Raw genomic sequence first — 18,602 nt, forward strand, 5'->3', positions numbered from 1 at the left:
AGCGCTTCCGCCGTTTGTTGTATGGGTGGCGTTATACCGGGCCGGGATAGGTGATGACGCCGTCCTCCACCCTGGCAAAGGTGGTGAGGGTGTGCGGGGCGGAATGGGTGGCGGAAAAAATATCGATTACCTGCCAGCCTTTTACAAGCAAAGCGTCTCCGACGAGGGAGCGGTGGCAGCGCCAGGGAACGGCTTCGGCGCACATCATGACGGTGGTGCGGGAAGCCGCCAGCTTCATCAGCTCCTGCAGGGCTTCTGCAAATGCCGCCGTCTGCATGTAATCCGCATATCCCCGGAAAGATTTATTGCGCCAGCCTGTATTGACGGAAGCGGCGGTAGTGTGGCGGAGACCGCCCAGCGCCTTCAGATGTACGTAATAGATACCCGCTTTTTCCAGGGCGGGTTCCAGCTGTTCGCGGTTGAACTGCGGTACCCGGCGGGAGCCGGGAAGGGTGCGTATGTCGGCAAGACAGGCGATGTCATAGGCCTTCAGCATTCCGATAAACGTATCGGTATCGTGGGTGGAATGTCCGATGGTATAGATGATCCCCCCGGCGGGCGGAGAAGCTTTTGATGATGGCATAATCCGAATATACGAAAGAAACGCACATCAGCATATCCGTACCACCGGGATCTGCAGCAGGGCGCCCAGCTTCTCCAGCTTTCCGGCGATATGTCCGATCCCGATGGCGCAATGATGCGCAGGTCCTTCGCTGCTCCAGCGGTTGACAAACTCCTTGACGCCGAGCGAAAATCTGTACCGGCTGTTGGTATTGCCGATCTGCAGGATGGGCCCCGGTACCGATTCGCCCTCGGCCACCAGCAGACGGAGTCCCGCGTCTTTGTCTTCTACCACGGAGAGCAGCGTCACCTTGCCATGCTTTACCTGCATCTCCACGGAAAGCCCTTTGCCGGGTTTGCCATGATAAACGCCCAGCGGCTTCAGCAGCGGCCTCCCTTCGGCAATGGCGAGGTGGCCGGGTCCGTCGTGCCCCATCAGTACGATGCCGTCGTTAAAATCCATTCCGTAGAATTCGGTGAAGGAGCCGCCGGCCCCGAAGAGGTCCATGATCTTCATGGCCTGCACGTTCTTTATCTCATATTCCCCGGCGACCGGCACATTGTGCGCCGTAAGCATGGAGTTGCCGGCGATCACCGAGGCGATGATGTCTTCGTATTCGCCGTCGGGGGTACCCTCGTAATAATAGCAAAGCGAGCCCAGCCGGAACTGCGTTACCAGCTTATCCAGGGCCACGGCGGTACGGGCGGCGCGGAGCACCTCCGTTTCGTCGCAGTCGGGCATCACCTCGAACTCCAGCCGGATCTGGGCTACCTTTTGCGAAATTTCTTCCGGCGTTACCGTATCGCGTAGCGCCTTCAGGTCGCACATTTCAAGATGCTGAATATAGGAACCGAAAACGGCGGACTGTGTGGTGAGATCGCTGTAGATATCAAGCATGCCGTTATAATAATGCCCCATTACCCCTACCCGGTTCACCGCCATGCCCCGGGCCACCCAGGCTGCCGCTATCCAGTCGCTTACCTCGCTCCAGGCTTCTTCATCGTTCAGGGTGCCGGTTACGGGATGAAAGGCGATACCGGCGCGGCGGAACACGTTGGCGATCTCCGGCACGGCGCAGGCCTGACAGTTGGCCAGCCATTCCCCGGTCATCATGCCCCTGTCGCCCAACTGGTTGAACCACGTATAGTCGATAGCGTTATCGGGCTGCAGATTCAGCACCACAACCGGCTTCTGTAGCTGCTGGACCACGGGCAGCACGGTGGCGGACAGGGCGTAGGTAGACACGTACAGGAAAACCAGGGATACCTCCTCGCGGCGAAAGAGAGAAGCGGCCTCATGCGCCTTCTCAATGGTATCCACCATGCCGGCGTTGACTACCTGTACCTGCTGCTGCGCAATCCGCTCCCCTATCCGGCGCTGGTAGCCCTCCAGCCTGGGAAGCAGTCCTTCAAACTGTCCCCAGTAGGTGGACAGGCCAATTCCGAATAATCCCACCCTGATAACTTGATCCATAAATGCTGATTTCGTATTTTGTGTAGCGAATTGCCCTGAGCAGGCCACGGTTTTCACCGGCCCGGCACACGGCAGGACATAACTTTTTTGATCCGGACACAATATTCGGAACAGATTATTTTAATTTGGTGTAAATTTTGGTTCACCTGTTCTAATTTTTGATACAATTTCCGGAAATGTACAACGACCCTTTTTCACAGGTAAAGTATCTTGCGGAAGACGACGCAGGTGCACATTGGGGGCTGGCGGTGACCACGGCGGGGTTCCAGTCCATCTCCCCGCACAGCGGCTATCCCCCGCAGGGACATCCCTCGCCATACCGCTTTCATCCCGCCCGCGGCCGCGTATTGCCCGAATACCAGCTGGTATATGTCACGCGGGGAGCGGGTCTTTTTACGTCCCGCCATGCGGGGCCGGTAGAGCTAAAGGCCGGCGCCCTGATGGTGCTGTTTCCCGACGAGTGGCATACTTATTATCCCGATACAAAAAGCGGCTGGGATACTTACTGGGTGGGCTTTAAGGGCAGCTTTCCCGGAAGCGACCCCTGTCACCGCTTTTTCTCCGAGAAGGAGCCGGTCTATCAGGTAGGACTGAACGAACAGCTGGTAGACCTCTTCAGACAAAGCATAGACCTTGCCCAGCTGGAGCGGACTGGTTATCAGGAGATTATTGCAGGCGTGTTGATGCACCTGCTGGGGCTGGTATATTATATCAACCGGAACAGGCCCGTCGACGACGAGATGCAATCGAGAATGGAGCATGCGCGGATGATCATGCGGCAGCACCCCGGCGGGACGATATCCCCGGAAAGCATTGCCGCCTCGCTGAACATGAGCTATTCCTGGTTCCGGAAGATGTTCCGGAAATATACCGGCTTCGCCCCCGCGCAGTACCAGCTGCAGCTGAAGCTGCTGGAAGCCAAAAAAATGCTCGTTCACTCCACCCGGCCGGTCAAGGAGATTGCCTTCCTGCTCGACTTTGAGTCGGTAAATTATTTTACCGTTTTCTTCCGGCAAAAGACAAGCCTCACCCCCACCGCTTACCGCGAAAAATATTACGGCCGTCCCGAAGGGACAGAAGAGTAAGGACGGCAGCATCTTCGCTGCCGGCTATCATTTTTTTGGCACGATAGGTGCCAGGAAAAGCTTATTTTGCCGGATTATTTTAAAATTAAACCCCAAACTGTACATGAAGAAGAAGCAACGGTTAAGGATCGTGCTGGGAATGATTACCCTCGGCGCGCTGGCGGCACCGGCGGCGGCACAATCTGCCCGGGACCTGCCTGAGAACTGGCACCTGCTGGATTACGGCAAGGACAGCGTATACGGCACTTCCGTCAACAAGGCTTATGAAACGCTGCTGAAAGGAAAAGAACCCCATCAGGTGATTGTAGCGGTGATCGACTCGGGGGTGGATACTGCCCATGTGGACCTGCAGGGACATATCTGGACCAACACGGGGGAGACGGCAGGTAATGGCGTGGATGACGATCATAACGGTTATGTGGATGACATCCACGGATGGAACTTTCTGGGGGGCAAGGACGGCCGCAGCATAGAAAAGGAAAGCGCTGAGCTGGACCGGGAGTATTTCCGCCTGTCCAACAAATACAAGAACGTCGCTGACTCTGCCACGGTAGCGGCCCAGGACCGTGCGGAATACCGCTACTGGCTCAATATCCGGGAGAAGCGGGAGAAGGATATGCAGGAAAACAAGCAGAACTACGCCACCGTATCCAAAGGCCTGGACAGATTCACTGAAATAGATAGCGTGCTCCGCGCCGCTGCCGGGAAGGATACCCTGTATCTTTCCGATGTGGAAGGTCTGAATACCGACAACGATACCATAACCGTGGCCAAGGCGATAGCCAGCCGTGTGTTATCCAATATCGGACCGCACAGTTCTCTTGAAGGATTTATTGCGGAGGGCAGGGAATATGCAGACGGGCTGCGCCGCAAGATGGATGATGTCGGAAAAGACCCCAACGCCCTGCGTCATGATATCGTGGGCGATAATCCCAACGATATCAACGACCGGGATTATGGCAATAACGACATTGCCGGCAAGTTCGGTCGCCACGGTACGCATGTAGCCGGTATCATCTCCGCCATCCGCGGCAACAATATTGGTATGGACGGCATTGCCGACCATGTGCTGATCATGCCGGTTAGGGCCGTTCCCGACGGGGACGAAAGGGATAAAGACGTGGCGTTGGCCATCCGCTATGCGGTGGACAACGGGGCGCAGATCATCAACATGAGCTTTGGGAAAGGCTATTCACCGCATAAGAACTGGGTGGATGACGCGGTGCGGTATGCCGAAGAAAAGGGCGTTCTGCTGGTGCACGCTGCCGGTAACGACGGCACGAACAACGATTCGCTGGCCAATTATCCGAACCCTGTTTTTGCGGATACGCATAAGAAGGCGGATAACTTTATCACCGTCGGCGCCAGCAGCGCCACCAACGACGACGGCCACCTGGCGACCTCTTTCTCCAACTACGGGAAAAAGGAAGTGGACCTTTTCTCGCCCGGTGCGGACATCTATTCCACCGTCCCCGGCAATAAGTATGAATGGCTCAGCGGTACCAGCATGGCTACGCCTGTAGTGGTGGGTGTGGCAGCGCTGGTGCTGGAGTATTACCCGAAGCTCAGTGCCCGGCAGCTGCGGGAAGTGCTGGATAAATCCGTGATGTCTCTTCAGGACACCTCTGTCATCCAACCCGGCGGCAACGATGAGGTGCCGTTCTCGAGCCTGTCCTCCTCCGGGGGAATTGTAAATGCTTACAAGGCATTGCAGGAAGCCGATAAGGTAAAGGGGGAAAGGAAGATAAAGAAAAAACATAAGGCCCGCGGCCGGCATCGGAGGAGATAAATCCTTTCCGGACTGTATCATAAAAAACGTGCGGCAGGTATTTCCCGCCGCACGTTTTTTAATAAAAGCCACAGACCTGTAAGCCGGATTCTGTATAATCCTGCTGTTGCAGGATCCCGCTATCATTTATCTGGTCATGTCATCGCTGGCATGATCTATCTGCCTACCCACAGACATCGGACGGGCAGCCCTCAGGCGTCTGTCTATTTGGCATTTCAGCACACAAGGTTTACCCCGCCGGGTTGTTACCAGCCCGGCGCGTGGGCGCTTACTCCACGTTTTCACCCTCACCCTCCTTCCGGAATGTATCCGGTAAGGACAAACCCCGCCGTTGCCGGCAGGGTGAAGGCAGTTATTTTCTGTGGCACTCTCTGTTGACATCCTGCGGACCCGGGCCGCAAGATGCCACCCACCTGTTAGGTGGTGCGTTGCCCTGCGCTGTCCGGACTTTCCTTCCCACCCCGGAGGGTGGAACGATAGCGCGGCCTGCAGCTTTATGCAAAGATACGGAGAAACCCAACCCCCTGACCCCCTAAAGGGGGGAAAAGAGGCGAAAGGTGAAGGGTAAATGGCGAAAGGCATTTTCAATAATGTCATCCCGGGCTCGATCCTGGATCTCATGAAGAAGAGCAAGGGTGAAGGGCATTTTGAAGTTTAAGGTCTAAGGTTTATCTGTCTGGAATGGAACTTTAGACTTTAGACGTTAAACCTTAGACAACAGAACCGGAAACTCAGGCATATTTGAAAAATATCTCCGTAGCCCCGTACCCGTAGCGCGGATGGTACTGGTTAACAAAGGAGCTGACCTCGGGTACATGGTGGAGTATCTCGTGTATCTCGTCGCGCAGCTTCCCCTTCCCTACCCCGTGAATGACGATCAGCGACGCCTGGTGGTGTGCAATGGCCAGCTCCAGATACCGGTTAAATTCGTGCAGCTGGGTGGTCAGCATTTCAAAATTGCTCATGCCGCGCGGATTGTCCACCAGCTTTTCGATATGCAGGTCCACCTCGTAAAGCGGCTCCGCAGCGGGAGAAGGCCGCCCCCCGTTGCTGCGGTGTATCCACGTATCCGGAGAAGGGGTATAAGCAATATCCCAGCCGGCCTCCGTATCTGTCGCCGGATATTTTTCAAACAGCAGTTGCCGGAAAGTGGCTTCCTGTTGCTGTTGCAGCCGGGAAAGCCGCTCCATCACCTGCCGGGGCTTCAGCTTCACGACTTTATCGAGGAAGGGCGTCCGGCCGGCCGCTGCCGGCTGCAGCGAGAACCGGAGCTCCAGGCGGGGCCTGTCGTTCAGATCTTCAAACAGCAGATCGCTCAGATAAAAATGGGCAAAGGGCGCCACCTGGTTCTCCATCTCCATTTCGCAGCTATCCGCAAGATACATACGGTAGTGAAGCTGGTAGGCATCTGCGGTTTCATTGACGAGATAGATCTTCAGCTTCTGCACCTGCACCTCTTCGGCGTCATGATGGTATACGGGCAGAAAGGAAAGCCATACCCCTGTTTCGGGGCGGGTTTGCGGCGCCGGCTTTTCCCGCGGGAGCTGCTCTCCGGGCAGCGGTCTGGGCGGCGCCCGCTTTTTTTCGGTAAACCGTTTGAAATAGGGAAAATCCAGCTGATCGATATAGGCCGGGAAGGTCACTCCGCCCACGTCCACCATGACCATATCCCTGCCGAGGATCTCCACCACCCGGCCTTCCTCCTGTGAATGCAGTAACAACACCGTATCGCCGACTTCAAATTTCATAGAGCAAGATGGACAGCAGTCTGCCGGCCGCTATCTGTTTTTATCCCGCTGCGGAACCCGGTTGCGGGACTTGTTAAAAAAACGGGCTTTTGCCGGGCTGCCTTTTCGCAGCAGCTGCCGCTCGGCGGAAGGAAGCGCATAGCTATCCCGGCAGGTGTCGCTGCAGCAGCCGTTGTATTTTTCCGCACATTCCCCGCATTGGATAAAAAGCAGGTGACAGCCTTCATTCCTGCAGTTGGTATGCGTATCGCAGGGCTTCCCGCACTGGTGGCAACGGCTGATGATATCGTCCGATACCCGTTCGCCCATACGTTCGTCAAAAACAAAATTTTTTCCGCGGAACTTCAGCGGCAATCCCTGTTCCCGTGCGCTGCGGGTATAATGGATGATGCCGCCCTCGAGGTGGTACACGTGCTTAAACCCATTGTGGAGCATCCAGGCGCTGGCCTTTTCACAGCGGATGCCCCCGGTGCAGTACATAACGATGTTCTTGTCCTGCTGCCCCTTTAGCAGCTCCACCGCCATGGGCAGCTGTTCCCGGAAGGTATCGGCGGGCACCTCCAGCGCGCCTTCCATATGTCCTACCTCGTATTCATAATGGTTGCGCATATCTACAATTACCGTATCGGGGTCGGCGGCCAGCCGGTTAAAAGCTTCCGCGTCCAGATATTTCCCCTTTCGGGTGATATCAAAACCGGGATCGGAGATGCCGTCGGCCACGATCTTGTCCCGCACCTTTATCTTCAGTACCCAGAAGGATTTGCCGTTGTCCTCCACGGCGGTGTTGAGACGAATATTTTTCAGAAAAGGGATGCTGTTCAGGTACCGGCGGAAGGCTTCCAGCTGATGTTCCGGCAGACTGACCTGCGCGTTAATGCCTTCTTTCGCCACGTAGATGCGGCCGAATACCTGCAAGGCATCCAGATGCTGGTACAGGGTATCCCGGAATGCGGAAGGGTCTTCGATATGCGCATACTGGTACCACGAAAGGGTAATGCGCCGGAAAGGCTCGGCCATGAGACGTTCCTTCAGTACCTGTGCCGATACGCGGTTGTGTAAAATCATAACTGCCGAAATTTTAAGGACACGCTCAAAGTGAACAAAATTTCCTGCAGCAAAGGTAAGCAATGCGGAAGAATAAGCGCGGCATCAGGTGGCAACCTGCGATTCCCAGCCGGTGTCTTTAAGCGCAGGATCGTCTTCCTTCTTCAGGAAATCGGACCCGGCGCGGGCGGCTCCGCCTGCCCATTCGAGGATGGCTTCGTCCGGCACGGTTTGCACCGGCACATTATAGGCCGTGGAAGTTTCGTTGTATGCCGGGTTGGTCTGCGCATTATAGCAGCTGATCATGGACCAGCGCGGACGGTCCGACAGGTTGGCTTCGGAGCGGTGCAGGAGGTTGCTGTGGAAAAACAGGGCGTCTCCCGGCTCCAGCTCGCAGTATACCAGCTCCATCGTTTTCAGCGCATTGTTCACCATCACCATGTCCGCTCCCACCTGTTCTCCGGCAAAGCCGTGGTTGACGCGCCCCATCTTGTGCGAGCCTTTGATGACCTGCAGGCAGCCGTTTGCCTTGTTGGCCTCGGTGAGGGCCGTCATCACGCTGACCAGCTGTCCGGGAAACATGAACTGGTTCTTATACCAGTAACCGTAATCCTGATGCCATTCCCAGGCTCCGCCGACACGGGGAGCCTTCTGCATCAGCTTGGAATGGAAATGACAGACCGGCGCATCCTCTTCCATGAGCCGGGCTGCAGAGCGGACCATCCGTTCGCTGCGGATCAGCAGGCTGTATACATCGTCCCCCGGCGTGAACCAGAGCGTCAACCGCGTTTTTTTGCCCGTCTGATCATTCAGGTCCACGGCATTTTTCCGCATGGCGTCGTCCTCCAGCGCCGTGCTGTATATCTTATCGATTTCCGCCTTGCTGAAAAAAGAGCGAACGATCACATAGCCGTCTCTATGATAGGCAAGCACCTGGTCTTCGTTTAAGATAATCTCTTTCATCTGTCGATGTTTCTTCAAATTTAACAGCTTATTCCCATTTATCCAATTCCCGACATCCGGCAGGATCTTCCGGACCGATCCGGGTAAGGGACCGGACGATCCGCCCCGCTGCCGCTCCGGCCTGCAGATCATCTGCTTATTTTTCCATAGCACTGTACACCATTACCTTGAACTTATTGATCATCTCGGAACAATCCGGACCGGGATGCTGGGTCCATATCTGGGCCACGATCCCCGCTTTCGGGTCCGCCCAGAAGGTGGAGCCCCAGAAGCCGCCCCAGGTGTAGGTGCCGGGGTTCCAGGGAAACTGGGCGCTGCCTTTTTCGGTGACCACTTCCATGGTGAGCCCGAACTTGTCCGGACCTCCCCCCGGCCCCAGGTCCCCGATCTGGTTGCTGGTCATCAGACGGACCGTGGAAGGACTGAGCAGCCGGTGGCCGTTGTAGCTGCCGCCGTTCTCCAGCATCTGCAGCATGGCGGCATAATCATGTGCCGTGGAGCACAAGCCCGCTCCTCCGGAAAAATAGCTGCCGTCCTTTATCAGCGGATAAATGACGTTGATACCTGCGGAGTCTTTAGCGTCATCCTCTACGGTTTCTTTTTTGCCACCTGTATAATTGGTCTTGTATACTTTGGCCAGCCGGGATTGTTTTTCGAGGGGCAGGTAGAAATAAGTATCCTTCATGCCCAGGGGTTCAAAGATGCGCTTCCGGAGAAAATCGTTGAAGGGCATGCCGGAAACGACCTCTACCAGATAACCCAGCACATCGATGCTGAGTCCGTAGGTAAAGGCGGCCCCCGGCTGATGCATCAGCGGCAGCTTTCCCAGTATCTTCATCTTGTCGGCAAGCCGGATATGCCGGGGCTCAAAACCTACGGGTATGCCCGCCTTGGCATAGATGGCCCTCGCCTCCTTGCTGCCGATCACGGGATAAGATATCCCGGAGGTATGGGTGAGCAGATCCCTGATGGTGATCTCGCGTGCGGCCGGCTCGGTAGTATAGGAAGAGTCTTTTTCATTAAAAGAGCTAAGGACCCTGGGATGAGTAAATTCCGGGATGTACTTGGAGATGGGATCGTCCAGCAGTATCTTCCCTTCGTTATACAGGATCATGACCGCTACGCCGGTCACTGCCTTGGTCTGGGAGGCAATGCGGAAGATATCGTCTTTCTTCAGCAGCTTATGGGCGGCGATGTCGTTATAGCCGGCGGCGGTATAATAGACGATCTTACCATGCCTGGCCACGAGGGCGGCTACGCCGGCCACACGGTGATCGTCGTCCGTATAATGGCGGAGCATGGTATCGATACGGGCCAGCGCTTCGGAGGAGAACCCTTCGCTTTCCGGAGATACCTGCTCCAATTGGGCCAGCAATGCCTTCGGAGCGGCACAAAGCAGCAGCAGAAGGACGAGAAGGCGGCTCGTTGTTTTTTTATGTAATGTCATAAGCTATGGGATTGTGTTCAACGGAGCTTCACCCGGATAAACCGGGGCCGGTACAGGTCCGGGGTTCTGCTCAGGGTTTTGAAAAAATCAAAAGCATTCACGTTATAGCTGATCAGTAGCTCTCCCGGTCCTGAAAGGGCAGGATGCGCCTTGGCATTGTATACAAAAAAATTCTTATGCTCCGGCTCCGGGCATTTCCATATTTTAATCAGGGGGCCGAAGGGCCCGTGCGGACTGAGACCCAGCCGTAGTCCGATCACAGGGCTCATGCCGTCTACCTGGAATACGAGCGCATACCGCCCGTCGGGAAGGGGACTCAGGCTAAGCTCATCGGATACATGACTGGTCACTGTTTTTGCATTCCGCATGTCTGCGTTCCAGCTGTCGCCGTCCCAGAAACGCCACCGGCCGAAATCTTCGAAATCTGCCGGCTTCACACGGGCAACGATAAGCCCTTTCTGTTTTCCTTTTATGCCATAGACATACACAAAGCCATCGGGAGCAGGCATGCCTGCATTGCGGGTGTTGACGAGTATCCCTGCGCCGAGCGAAGCCTGGCCGTCCGGACCGGTGGTCAGGAAAGGCGTTTCTATCTGCCGCTGCTGCTTAAAAGGCGGATGGCTGCCGGAAGGCAGCACGATCAGGGTATTGGCCACCTGCCTGAAGCTCCAGTCGTCGCTGCTCATGTTCCGCATACGGTAACCAAAGATATAGATATTGTTGTGCAACGCTTTGTTGACAAAGCCGTCTCCCAGCCAGAAGTAGTCTCCCGGTTTTGTATTCCTTGTCTCCGGTATAAACAGGGATTCCGGCCTGCCTTTTTTATTATGGTCGTAATAAAAGCGGATATTTTCTTTTTCAGGAACGGCCCCTTTCATATAGGCCACCGAGTTATGCACCATGGTGTGACCGGGCTGCAGCTGCCCTTCCTTGATATCGCCTATCATGGTATCGCTGAAAACGAACATCAGGCTGTCCGATGCATCTGCCGTATCGGCACCGTTCAGGGGAAGCGCAAAAATGCCGTCGGCGCCGAACCACCCGGACGTTCTCCTGAAGAGGTCCGTCCATTCAGGCGCTTCCGTAACAGAAAATCGTAAGGAAGTAATGTCCCGCGCCGCTGCCCGGGGCGGCAGGCTGTCAACGGCTTTCTGCGCCGGTTGTCTCTCCGGATGTGCAAGGCAGGCAGGACCGGTCAGTAAGGGTACGGCAAGCGCAGATAAAAGAATGATGATTTTCATAGGCTTCTTTTGTCCTGTGGCAACGGAGCTTTCCAGGCATTTGCGTTATCGTCCCGGACGGGCCGCGCTGCCCGGAAAATGCCGGTCGGCAAAATTGAGGTATTGTGTCCAGTCGTATCGGGTAATGTCGTGCTTCCCGGTACGCAGGTGATAGCCGATGAAATCGCCGACGGGATGTTCGGGCGCCGGCATTTCATCCGTTTTCAGTCCTCTGAGCCCGAAAAGCCGGTATGCCGGTTCCGCATTTTTTGCCCCCAGGAATTCTCCGCGGGGATCGGACCACAGGTCCTCCGAGGCGCTCGCCACATATACCGGCCGCGGAGCGATCAGGGCAATCAGCTCGTGCTGGTCCACCGGGAGCGTTTCTTCCTTATCATTATATTTCTTGAAATTGTCGCAAAACCAATGCGGGAACGAGGTATTGATACGGCTGACCGTTTCGCCGAATTTTCTCCGTGAGATGGCCGCCCCGCCGCAGCCCGATTCATTGGAGATCACCATGGCAAAGCGCCGGTCTGAAGCCCCGGCCCAGAGCGCAGTTTTACCCAGCCTCGAATGTCCGATCACAAATACTTCCTTTGCATTTACCGCAGGATCTTTTTCGAGGTAATCCATCACGCGGGAAAGCCCCCAGGCCCAGGTAGCGATGCTGCCCCAGGAAGCGCTGTCCCGGGGCTGATCAAAAAGGGCATGCACGCCATTTTTAAAGCCGTCGTCAAAATCGGGATCCACGTCGCCATAATACAAAGTGGCCACGCCATATCCCCGGGAAAGAATATCCTGTAAGGGCCAGGCGGAAGCGCGGGAGCCGCGGGAAGCCTCTGTAGCCCTGTTGTCCGTAATGCCCAATTCCTTGTTGTTCGCTACCCATGAAGGGGATATGTGAACATCCTTCTCCGCCGTAACGGTATGATTCCCGGAGAAGTTATAGCCCAGGAAAACGGGGGCGGCTTTCCGGGACCGGGGCAGGTAAAGCAGCAGGAACACATCCCTGCTTTTGTCCCCGTTCTGCATACGGAGCCTGATCTCTCTGCGGAGGGCCAGACCGCCGAGAGCGTCCTGCCTGTGCGAGATTTCGGTCGCCGTTATTTTTCCCCGCCATGCAGGGACTGCGCCATACACTTCGCGTTCAAACAGATCGTAAATTTCTTTTCTCCGCCTTTCCCATTGCTGCCGGCCGGAGACTGCTGAGCCGTCGTTACCGACCAGCAGCGCGGGCAGGATATACTCGGGCACTTTTGATTCGTCATAGTTGGCGCCTTCGGGCTGGGCGTTCAGGGATGCTGTTGCGGTTATCATCATAAGAAGGAGGAAGACGGGCTTCATCATGTCTGTTTTCATTTGAAGATACAAAAGCAGACGGATTTCGGGAGGCAAATATTTTAAAGCTCCGGATCGATCAGCTCCAGGGGTACCCGGATGGCTTTGGGGCGGTAGTAATCGGGATTGCCCCTGCCGTTTTTGAACGTCTCCACGCAGGGCTGATAGCCGTTGATGCAATAGGTGATCAGCAGCTCATCCTTGTCGTTGATAAATTCGGGATGCGGGATCACGGTATAGAAAAAAGGATAATGGCCCTGCAGGGTATCGTCGATGGCATAAATGGGTTTCAGCGTTGAAAAAGGTCCGGTGGGACTGTCGCTTGTTGCCGCGAATATCCGCCTGCCCTGGTCGCAGGCCACGCTCAGCTCCGCGCTGATCAGCACGTATTTGTCCCGGATATGCGTCATGAACACGCCGGTGCGGGCCTGTGTTATCGGCCTGATTTTATCGACCGAGTCACTCCAGCTTTTCCCGTCCCAGAAAGTCCAGGGAGCGTTGGGGTTGTCCATGGGAAAGCGGGCTGCATAAACCCGGCTGTTGCCGACAGCATCCAGCTTGCTGCCGTAGGCATAGCAGTATCCGCTCTGCTTGTCTTTTACAAACCCCATCCCGAAAGCGATACCGCCGAGGTCGGGTAGCGGCGTGTAGGCGCATACGCTGTCCATTTCAGGAAACTTCATCTTTCCCCAGAGATCGCGTCCTGCCGGTCCCCAGTCCCACGCCCCCTTGCCGGTTTTTTTCAGATTGGCGAGATAGACATATACGGTATCGCCCTGCTGAAAGCCGGCTACCGGCCAGATGAAATAATGATCATCCGGTCTTTCCTTGAACAGGCTTTTGATGCCCGGTCCGTGACCGATAAGCGTTTGCGTATGCTCCCATTGCCAGTCTCCCGCGGGTTGCAGCAAAGCGCAGTTGCGTACCTGGAAAAGCGCGGGGATGGTCCCGGTAGCGGAGTCGTAATCATTGATATGGCTGTCGCCCATCAGCCATAAGGTTCTGCCGTCGGCGAGGGGAACGCTGAGCGCGCCGTCGCTGGCGATCCAGCCGTGGGTACGCCGGAAGAAGCGGATAACCGAACTGTCTTTATATACAGTGTATTGTTGTGCGCTGCCCGCAGTAGTCCAAAATAAAAAGATTGCCGGAATAACGACCTTGACCCTATACTTTCCCATCCTTTTATCTTTTGTTTTGAAACAGGGTTTTCCCGAAGGGAAACGAATGACAGCCTAAAGGTAAAAAAAGCAGGCCGCTTATCCATCCTATTTACCAGGAGAGCTTGCCGCGGTAGTAATCCAGGATTTTTGTCTGCAGGGCGTATTTGTATTTGGCGGCGATCATATTGAGCCGCGCATTGTCCAGATCATTTTTGGCAATGACATAATCCACCGAGGTGATGGCGCCGGCGTTGAACTTCACCTCCGCGCCCCGGAACGACTCAGTGTAGTTCTGAACCTGGTCAGCCAGCTTTTTATAGCTTTCAAAAGCGGACCTCATGTTCAGATAATCCTGCTCGATGGCCTGACGCAGCTGTATGCGGGTGGTTTTCTCCGCGAAAGCGGCCTGGTCCCGGCTGATCTTTGCCTGTTTTACCCGATTCCGTGCCTGCAGTCCGTTCAGCAGGGGGATCTGCAGGTTGAGGCTGACGTTTGTGTTGACATTGTTTTTCCACTGGTTGCCGTAAGGAATCTTCAGGCTGTTATATTGCGGCTCGGGCGCAAAGACGGGAATCTTGGTGTTGTTTACCGTGACATACTGGTCTGTGGCCTTGTCGCTGATGCCCATCAGCTCCGAGGTCGTGGCCGCGCTGGAATAGTTGGTATACACTCCGGCCGACAGCGACAGCGTGGGCAGCAGCTGTCCCCTTGCGGCCTTCACCCCGTTCCGTGCGCTTTGTTCCCGCAGGTCTGCCGCCTTTACCAGGGCCAGGTTCTGCAGAGCATTCCGGGATATTTCTTCTACCGTGGCATCGTAAGCCAGCGGGGCAGGATTGATGGCAAGCTTTTCAAGCTTCATGTCCCGCGAATAGGGAATATTCATCAGCTGAGCCAGCGTCAGCTTCTCTCCTTCCAGCATATTTTCCGTATTGACGATATTCAGCTCGTCGCTGCCCAGCTGGCCCTTCATTTTATAGAGATCGGAGGGGGAGATCGCGCCTTCGCGGTTTTGTATGGTCAGCCTTTCCACCTGCCGTCGCGTTACCTCCGCCTGCCCCTTCGCCATTTCGAGCTGTTCGTTTATCGTAAGCACGGAGAGGTAGTTCAGGATGACATCGATGGTCAGCCGGTCTTTGGCCTGCTGCAGGTCCATCTCGCTGGCTTCATAAGCCAGCCGGTACTGCCGGATGAAATGTTGTATGCTGGATCCGTTCCATAGCGTAAGACCGGCATTCAGCTGGTAGGAGGCGGCGTTGTATTGCTGGGTCACATAGCTGTTGCTATAGGGATCTATGCTTCTTCCGTTGTAGATGCTGTGGGAGATGCCTCCGTTGAGCGTAGGCAGCATGGCCGCCCTTTGCTGCTGCCAGTTTATCCGGTCGCTTTGCGCCTGGAATCCGGCCTGGGTTACATCGGGGTTGTTTTTTATGGCCAGCTCCACACATTGCTGCAGCGTGTATGCCGCCGTATTTCCGGTACTGTCCTGTCCACAGGCGGTGCCGCTGATCAGCAGCGCCGTCGCACACAGGAGTATTCCGCTTGCTCTTTTCAACACGTTCATCTAATGTATAGTTTTAAGGGGAGATGCATCCCGTTATCGCATGATAAGCTTCCGTCAGAGAGCGGTTTTTTCCGGTTCTATTTTCCCGTCCAGCAGGTTGATGATCCGGTTCCCGTACTCCGCATTTTTTTCGGAATGGGTGACCTGTATGATGGTGACGCCGTCTTCCCGGTTGAGCTTTTTGAACAGGTCCATGATCTCCTCTCCCTGCTTTGAGTTGAGATTGCCGGTAGGTTCATCGGCCAGCAGGAGACTTGGGTTGCCGATCAACGCCCGGGCGATGCCCACCAGCTGCTGCTGCCCGCCGGAGAGCTGGCTGGGAAAGAGGTCTTTCTTGCCCACGATCTGGAAGCGGTCCAGCATGTCGGCCACCCGGGCTTTCCGTTCGGATCCTTTGACGTTATGATAGATGAGCGGGGTCTCGATGTTTTCGTATACCGTCAGCTCATCGATAAGGTGATAGGCCTGGAATACAAAGCCGATGTATTGCTTGGCCAGGGCGGCGCGCTGCTTTTCCTTGAGCAGGTGCAGGGCTTCCCCCATGAAGTAATGATAACCCTCCGAAGGATCGTCGAGCATGCCGAGGATATGCAGCAGGGTAGATTTGCCGGATCCCGAGGGGCCCATGATAGAAATAAATTCTCCTTCACTTACAGCGAGGTTGACGCCCTGTAATACATGTGCCTTTACGCTGCCGTTGCTGTACCACTTGGAAATGTTTACCAGATCGATCATGCTTGCATGTTTAGATAGTCAATGGATTTCTGATTTGAGATTTCTGATTTGAAGTTTGAGATTCATTCTTTTATTTTCATTAAAATGCCTTTTGCCTTTCACCCTGCACCTTTTACCCCTATTCGCTTCTCAGGCTTTTCACCGGGTTGGCTGTGGCGGCCTTGACGGCCTGGTAGCTTACGGTTATCAGCGCGATCAGCAGGGCCAGGACACCGGCGGCGAGGAAGATTCCTATGCCGGGATGTATCCGGTAAGCAAATTCCTGCAGCCATTTATACATCATCCACCAGGCAACGGGGGACGCAATAATAATGGCCAGGAGGATCAGCTTTAAAAAATCGCTGCTGATCATGAGGGCGATCCCGGATATGCTGGCGCCGAGCACTTTCCGGATACCGATCTCCTTTGTCCGCTGGTGCGCCGTGAGAATGGCCAGCCCGAAGAGTCCCAGACATGAGATGAATACGGTGAGCAGGGCGAAGACCCGGGAGAGCCGTCCGATGCGCTGCTCATCGCTGAATTTTTTATTGTATTCTTCATCCACAAAACGGTATTCGAACGGATAGGCCGGGTTGTATTTTTTAAAAACATCTCCGATCCTGCTTATCGTGTAGGAAAGCGGCTGACGGGGATTTAGCCGGATATTGACGCGGTAAGCCCAGGTATCGCTGCTTTTTATGATGACCGGGTTCACCGGTTGGTAGGGCGAGCCGATAATAAAATCTTTTACTACGCCGACCACCTTCCAGGTAAAGCCCCCTTCTTTAATCAGCTGTCCTACCGGCGTTTTAAAGCCAATCGCCTTCACCGCCGATTCGTTTAACAGGCAGGCGTTGGAATCGGCGGGGAAGGCGGAAAGGTCAATATCCCTGCCGGCCAGAAGCTTGATCCCGAATGTCTTTACAAAGTCGCCGGTGGTGGCCATGAGGTCGAAGCTGACGCGTGTGTCAGGATCCTTTCCGGACCAGCTGAAGCCGGTGGAGCTGCTTCCGTTGGTCGTAATGGACAGGCTGCTTTTGCATACAGCGGCAGCTACCCCGCTGTTCAGGAGATCGTTTTTGATGAGCGGATAGTTTTTCCGGATGTCGCCGTTAATATCCAGCTCGAGCAGGTTATTTTCTGCATAACCATTATCCCGTTGCTGGGCATAGCGGATCTGCCGGTAGATGATCAGCGTGCTGATGATCAGTATGATCGAGACGGTAAACTGGGTAACCACCAGCATCTTCCGGGGAGTCACCAGGGTCTTTGTATTCAAAGGGCCGCCTTTCAGAACCTTCACCGGCTGAAAAGAGGAAAGGAAGATGGCCGGATAGCTTCCGGCGAGCACTCCTGTAATCAATATGAAGGCCACGCCGGCCAGCCAGAGATACGGATTCCCGTAGTTCAGGCTGAGGTGCCTGCCGGTAAGATCGTTAAAGGCCGGGAGGAACAACAGGACCCAGAGCCAGGCCAGGATGCCGGCTACCAGAACCAGCAGCGTAGACTCTCCGAAGAACTGCAGGATCAGGCTGCGCTTGGAGGCCCCTGTTACTTTACGTACACCGATCTCCCGGGCCCGCCGTTCGCCGCCCGCCGTGCTCAGGTTCATAAAATTGATACAGGCGATTAATAAAAGCAGGGCCGCAACGATCCCCAGCAGCCGGACCATGCGTATGCGCCCCCCGGCAGGATAACCGTTCTCGAAATGATCGTACAGATGCCAGCGGCTGATCGGGTAGAGAAATATCCGCGTGTCTGTCGACCCGGTGTATTGCCGGTAAATATTTTCAATTTTCCGGTTCGCCGCCGCAGCAGATATATCCGGGCGAAGTACGACATAGGTATTATAGCTGGGGGCTTCCCATCCCGGTATCCTGTAAGTTTCTTTAAGATGGGCCCAGGGTAGCAGGTATTCAAAATCAAATTGCGTATTGGCCGGGAGATCTTTAAGCACTCCGGTTACTTTCAGGGTTGTCGTATCATCCAGCCGTATCATCCTGTTGATCGGGTCCTGATCACCGAATAGCTTTCTGGCAAGCTTCCGGGTGATCACTATGGCATTTACATCATCCAAAGCATGCCCGGCGTTGCCTTCCAGCAGCGGGAAGCTGAACATCGTCAGAAAAGCCGCATCTACGCTCAGACCGGTAGCGGTAAGCCGCTGCTCCTTATAATTGAACAGGTGGGGTTCCGGCCAGTAGGTGCGGGCAAATGCCTGGATTTCGGGAAAATCTTTCTTAAGCGCCGGTCCCAGCGGAGCCGCCGTTATATCCCAGGCGCTGGTTTTTCCCTCGTAAGTAGAGCGGTTCCATACTTTATACAGCACATCCCTGTTGGCGTGGAAGCGGTCGAAGCTCAGCTCATTGCCGATCCAAAGTACGATCAGCATGGCCGCTGCCATACTAACGGATAATCCGGCGATATTGATAAGAGAGAAACCCTTATTTCTCCAGATGTTGCGCCATGCCGTCTTGAAAAAGTTCCTGAACATT

General features: G+C 55.2%; 14 protein-coding genes and 1 other RNA gene. 2 read left to right on the forward strand and 13 right to left on the reverse strand.

The window, feature by feature from the left end:
- Positions 1–31: 31 nt before the first annotated feature.
- Both ABD851_RS06675 and ABD851_RS06680 read right to left on the reverse strand, forming a co-directional pair.
- Positions 32–583 carry a DUF488 domain-containing protein gene (locus ABD851_RS06675; protein WP_344977396.1) on the reverse strand — a complete coding sequence of 184 codons (552 nt, stop codon included), beginning with the start codon at positions 581–583 and terminating at the stop codon, positions 32–34.
- A 27-nt stretch (positions 584–610) separates the two neighbouring features.
- The gene (locus ABD851_RS06680; RefSeq protein ID WP_344977399.1) at positions 611–2,035 is read right to left on the reverse strand and encodes an arabinose isomerase; all 1,425 of its coding nucleotides are present in this window, start codon (positions 2,033–2,035) and stop codon (positions 611–613) included.
- Between the two features lie 176 nt (positions 2,036–2,211).
- On the opposite strand from ABD851_RS06680, the gene ABD851_RS06685 reads away from it, so the two are divergent.
- Positions 2,212–3,120: a helix-turn-helix domain-containing protein gene (locus ABD851_RS06685; RefSeq protein ID WP_344977402.1), complete on the forward strand. Its 909-nt coding sequence runs from the start codon at positions 2,212–2,214 to the stop codon at positions 3,118–3,120.
- Positions 3,121–3,223: 103 nt separating this feature from the next.
- Positions 3,224–4,909, forward strand: coding sequence for a S8 family serine peptidase (locus ABD851_RS06690; protein ID WP_344977405.1), 1,686 nt, complete (start codon positions 3,224–3,226; stop codon positions 4,907–4,909).
- Between the two features lie 63 nt (positions 4,910–4,972).
- On the opposite strand, the gene rnpB is transcribed toward ABD851_RS06690, so the two are convergent.
- From rnpB to ABD851_RS06745, 11 genes are all read right to left on the reverse strand, one after another.
- Positions 4,973–5,402: RNase P RNA component class A (gene rnpB, locus ABD851_RS06695), an RNA gene on the reverse strand.
- Positions 5,403–5,640: 238 nt separating this feature from the next.
- Complete coding sequence (locus tag ABD851_RS06700; RefSeq protein WP_344977408.1) at positions 5,641–6,657, reverse strand: Smr/MutS family protein; 1,017 nt, start codon at positions 6,655–6,657, stop codon at positions 5,641–5,643.
- 30 nt (positions 6,658–6,687) lie between these two features.
- Positions 6,688–7,722, reverse strand: coding sequence for an oxygen-dependent tRNA uridine(34) hydroxylase TrhO (gene trhO, locus ABD851_RS06705; protein ID WP_344977411.1), 1,035 nt, complete (start codon positions 7,720–7,722; stop codon positions 6,688–6,690).
- A gap of 84 nt (positions 7,723–7,806) precedes the next feature.
- A complete protein-coding gene (locus ABD851_RS06710; protein WP_344977414.1) occupies positions 7,807–8,664 on the reverse strand; it encodes a phytanoyl-CoA dioxygenase family protein in 858 nt (285 codons plus the stop codon).
- 136 nt (positions 8,665–8,800) lie between these two features.
- Positions 8,801–10,111: a serine hydrolase domain-containing protein gene (locus ABD851_RS06715; RefSeq protein WP_344977417.1), complete on the reverse strand. Its 1,311-nt coding sequence runs from the start codon at positions 10,109–10,111 to the stop codon at positions 8,801–8,803.
- A 17-nt stretch (positions 10,112–10,128) separates the two neighbouring features.
- Entirely contained in the window at positions 10,129–11,352 is a 1,224-nt protein-coding gene (locus tag ABD851_RS06720) for a DUF4185 domain-containing protein (RefSeq protein WP_344977420.1), read from the reverse strand.
- A 45-nt stretch (positions 11,353–11,397) separates the two neighbouring features.
- Positions 11,398–12,654 (reverse strand): glucuronyl esterase domain-containing protein, encoded by a 1,257-nt coding sequence (locus ABD851_RS06725; protein WP_344977423.1) that lies wholly within the window; start codon positions 12,652–12,654, stop codon positions 11,398–11,400.
- Between the two features lie 80 nt (positions 12,655–12,734).
- Positions 12,735–13,850, reverse strand: a complete 1,116-nt coding sequence (locus tag ABD851_RS06730) for a glycoside hydrolase family 183 protein (protein ID WP_344977426.1) — start codon at positions 13,848–13,850, stop codon at positions 12,735–12,737.
- A gap of 91 nt (positions 13,851–13,941) precedes the next feature.
- Positions 13,942–15,393 carry a TolC family protein gene (locus tag ABD851_RS06735; RefSeq protein ID WP_344977429.1) on the reverse strand — a complete coding sequence of 484 codons (1,452 nt, stop codon included), beginning with the start codon at positions 15,391–15,393 and terminating at the stop codon, positions 13,942–13,944.
- Between the two features lie 54 nt (positions 15,394–15,447).
- A complete protein-coding gene (locus tag ABD851_RS06740) occupies positions 15,448–16,128 on the reverse strand; it encodes an ABC transporter ATP-binding protein (protein ID WP_344977432.1) in 681 nt (226 codons plus the stop codon).
- A gap of 118 nt (positions 16,129–16,246) precedes the next feature.
- Complete coding sequence (locus ABD851_RS06745) at positions 16,247–18,601, reverse strand: ABC transporter permease (RefSeq protein ID WP_344977434.1); 2,355 nt, start codon at positions 18,599–18,601, stop codon at positions 16,247–16,249.
- Between the last annotated feature and the right edge of the window lies 1 nt (position 18,602).

The organism is Compostibacter hankyongensis, from assembly GCF_039541075.1.
GTDB classification, from domain to species: Bacteria; Bacteroidota; Bacteroidia; order Chitinophagales; family Chitinophagaceae; genus Compostibacter; species Compostibacter hankyongensis.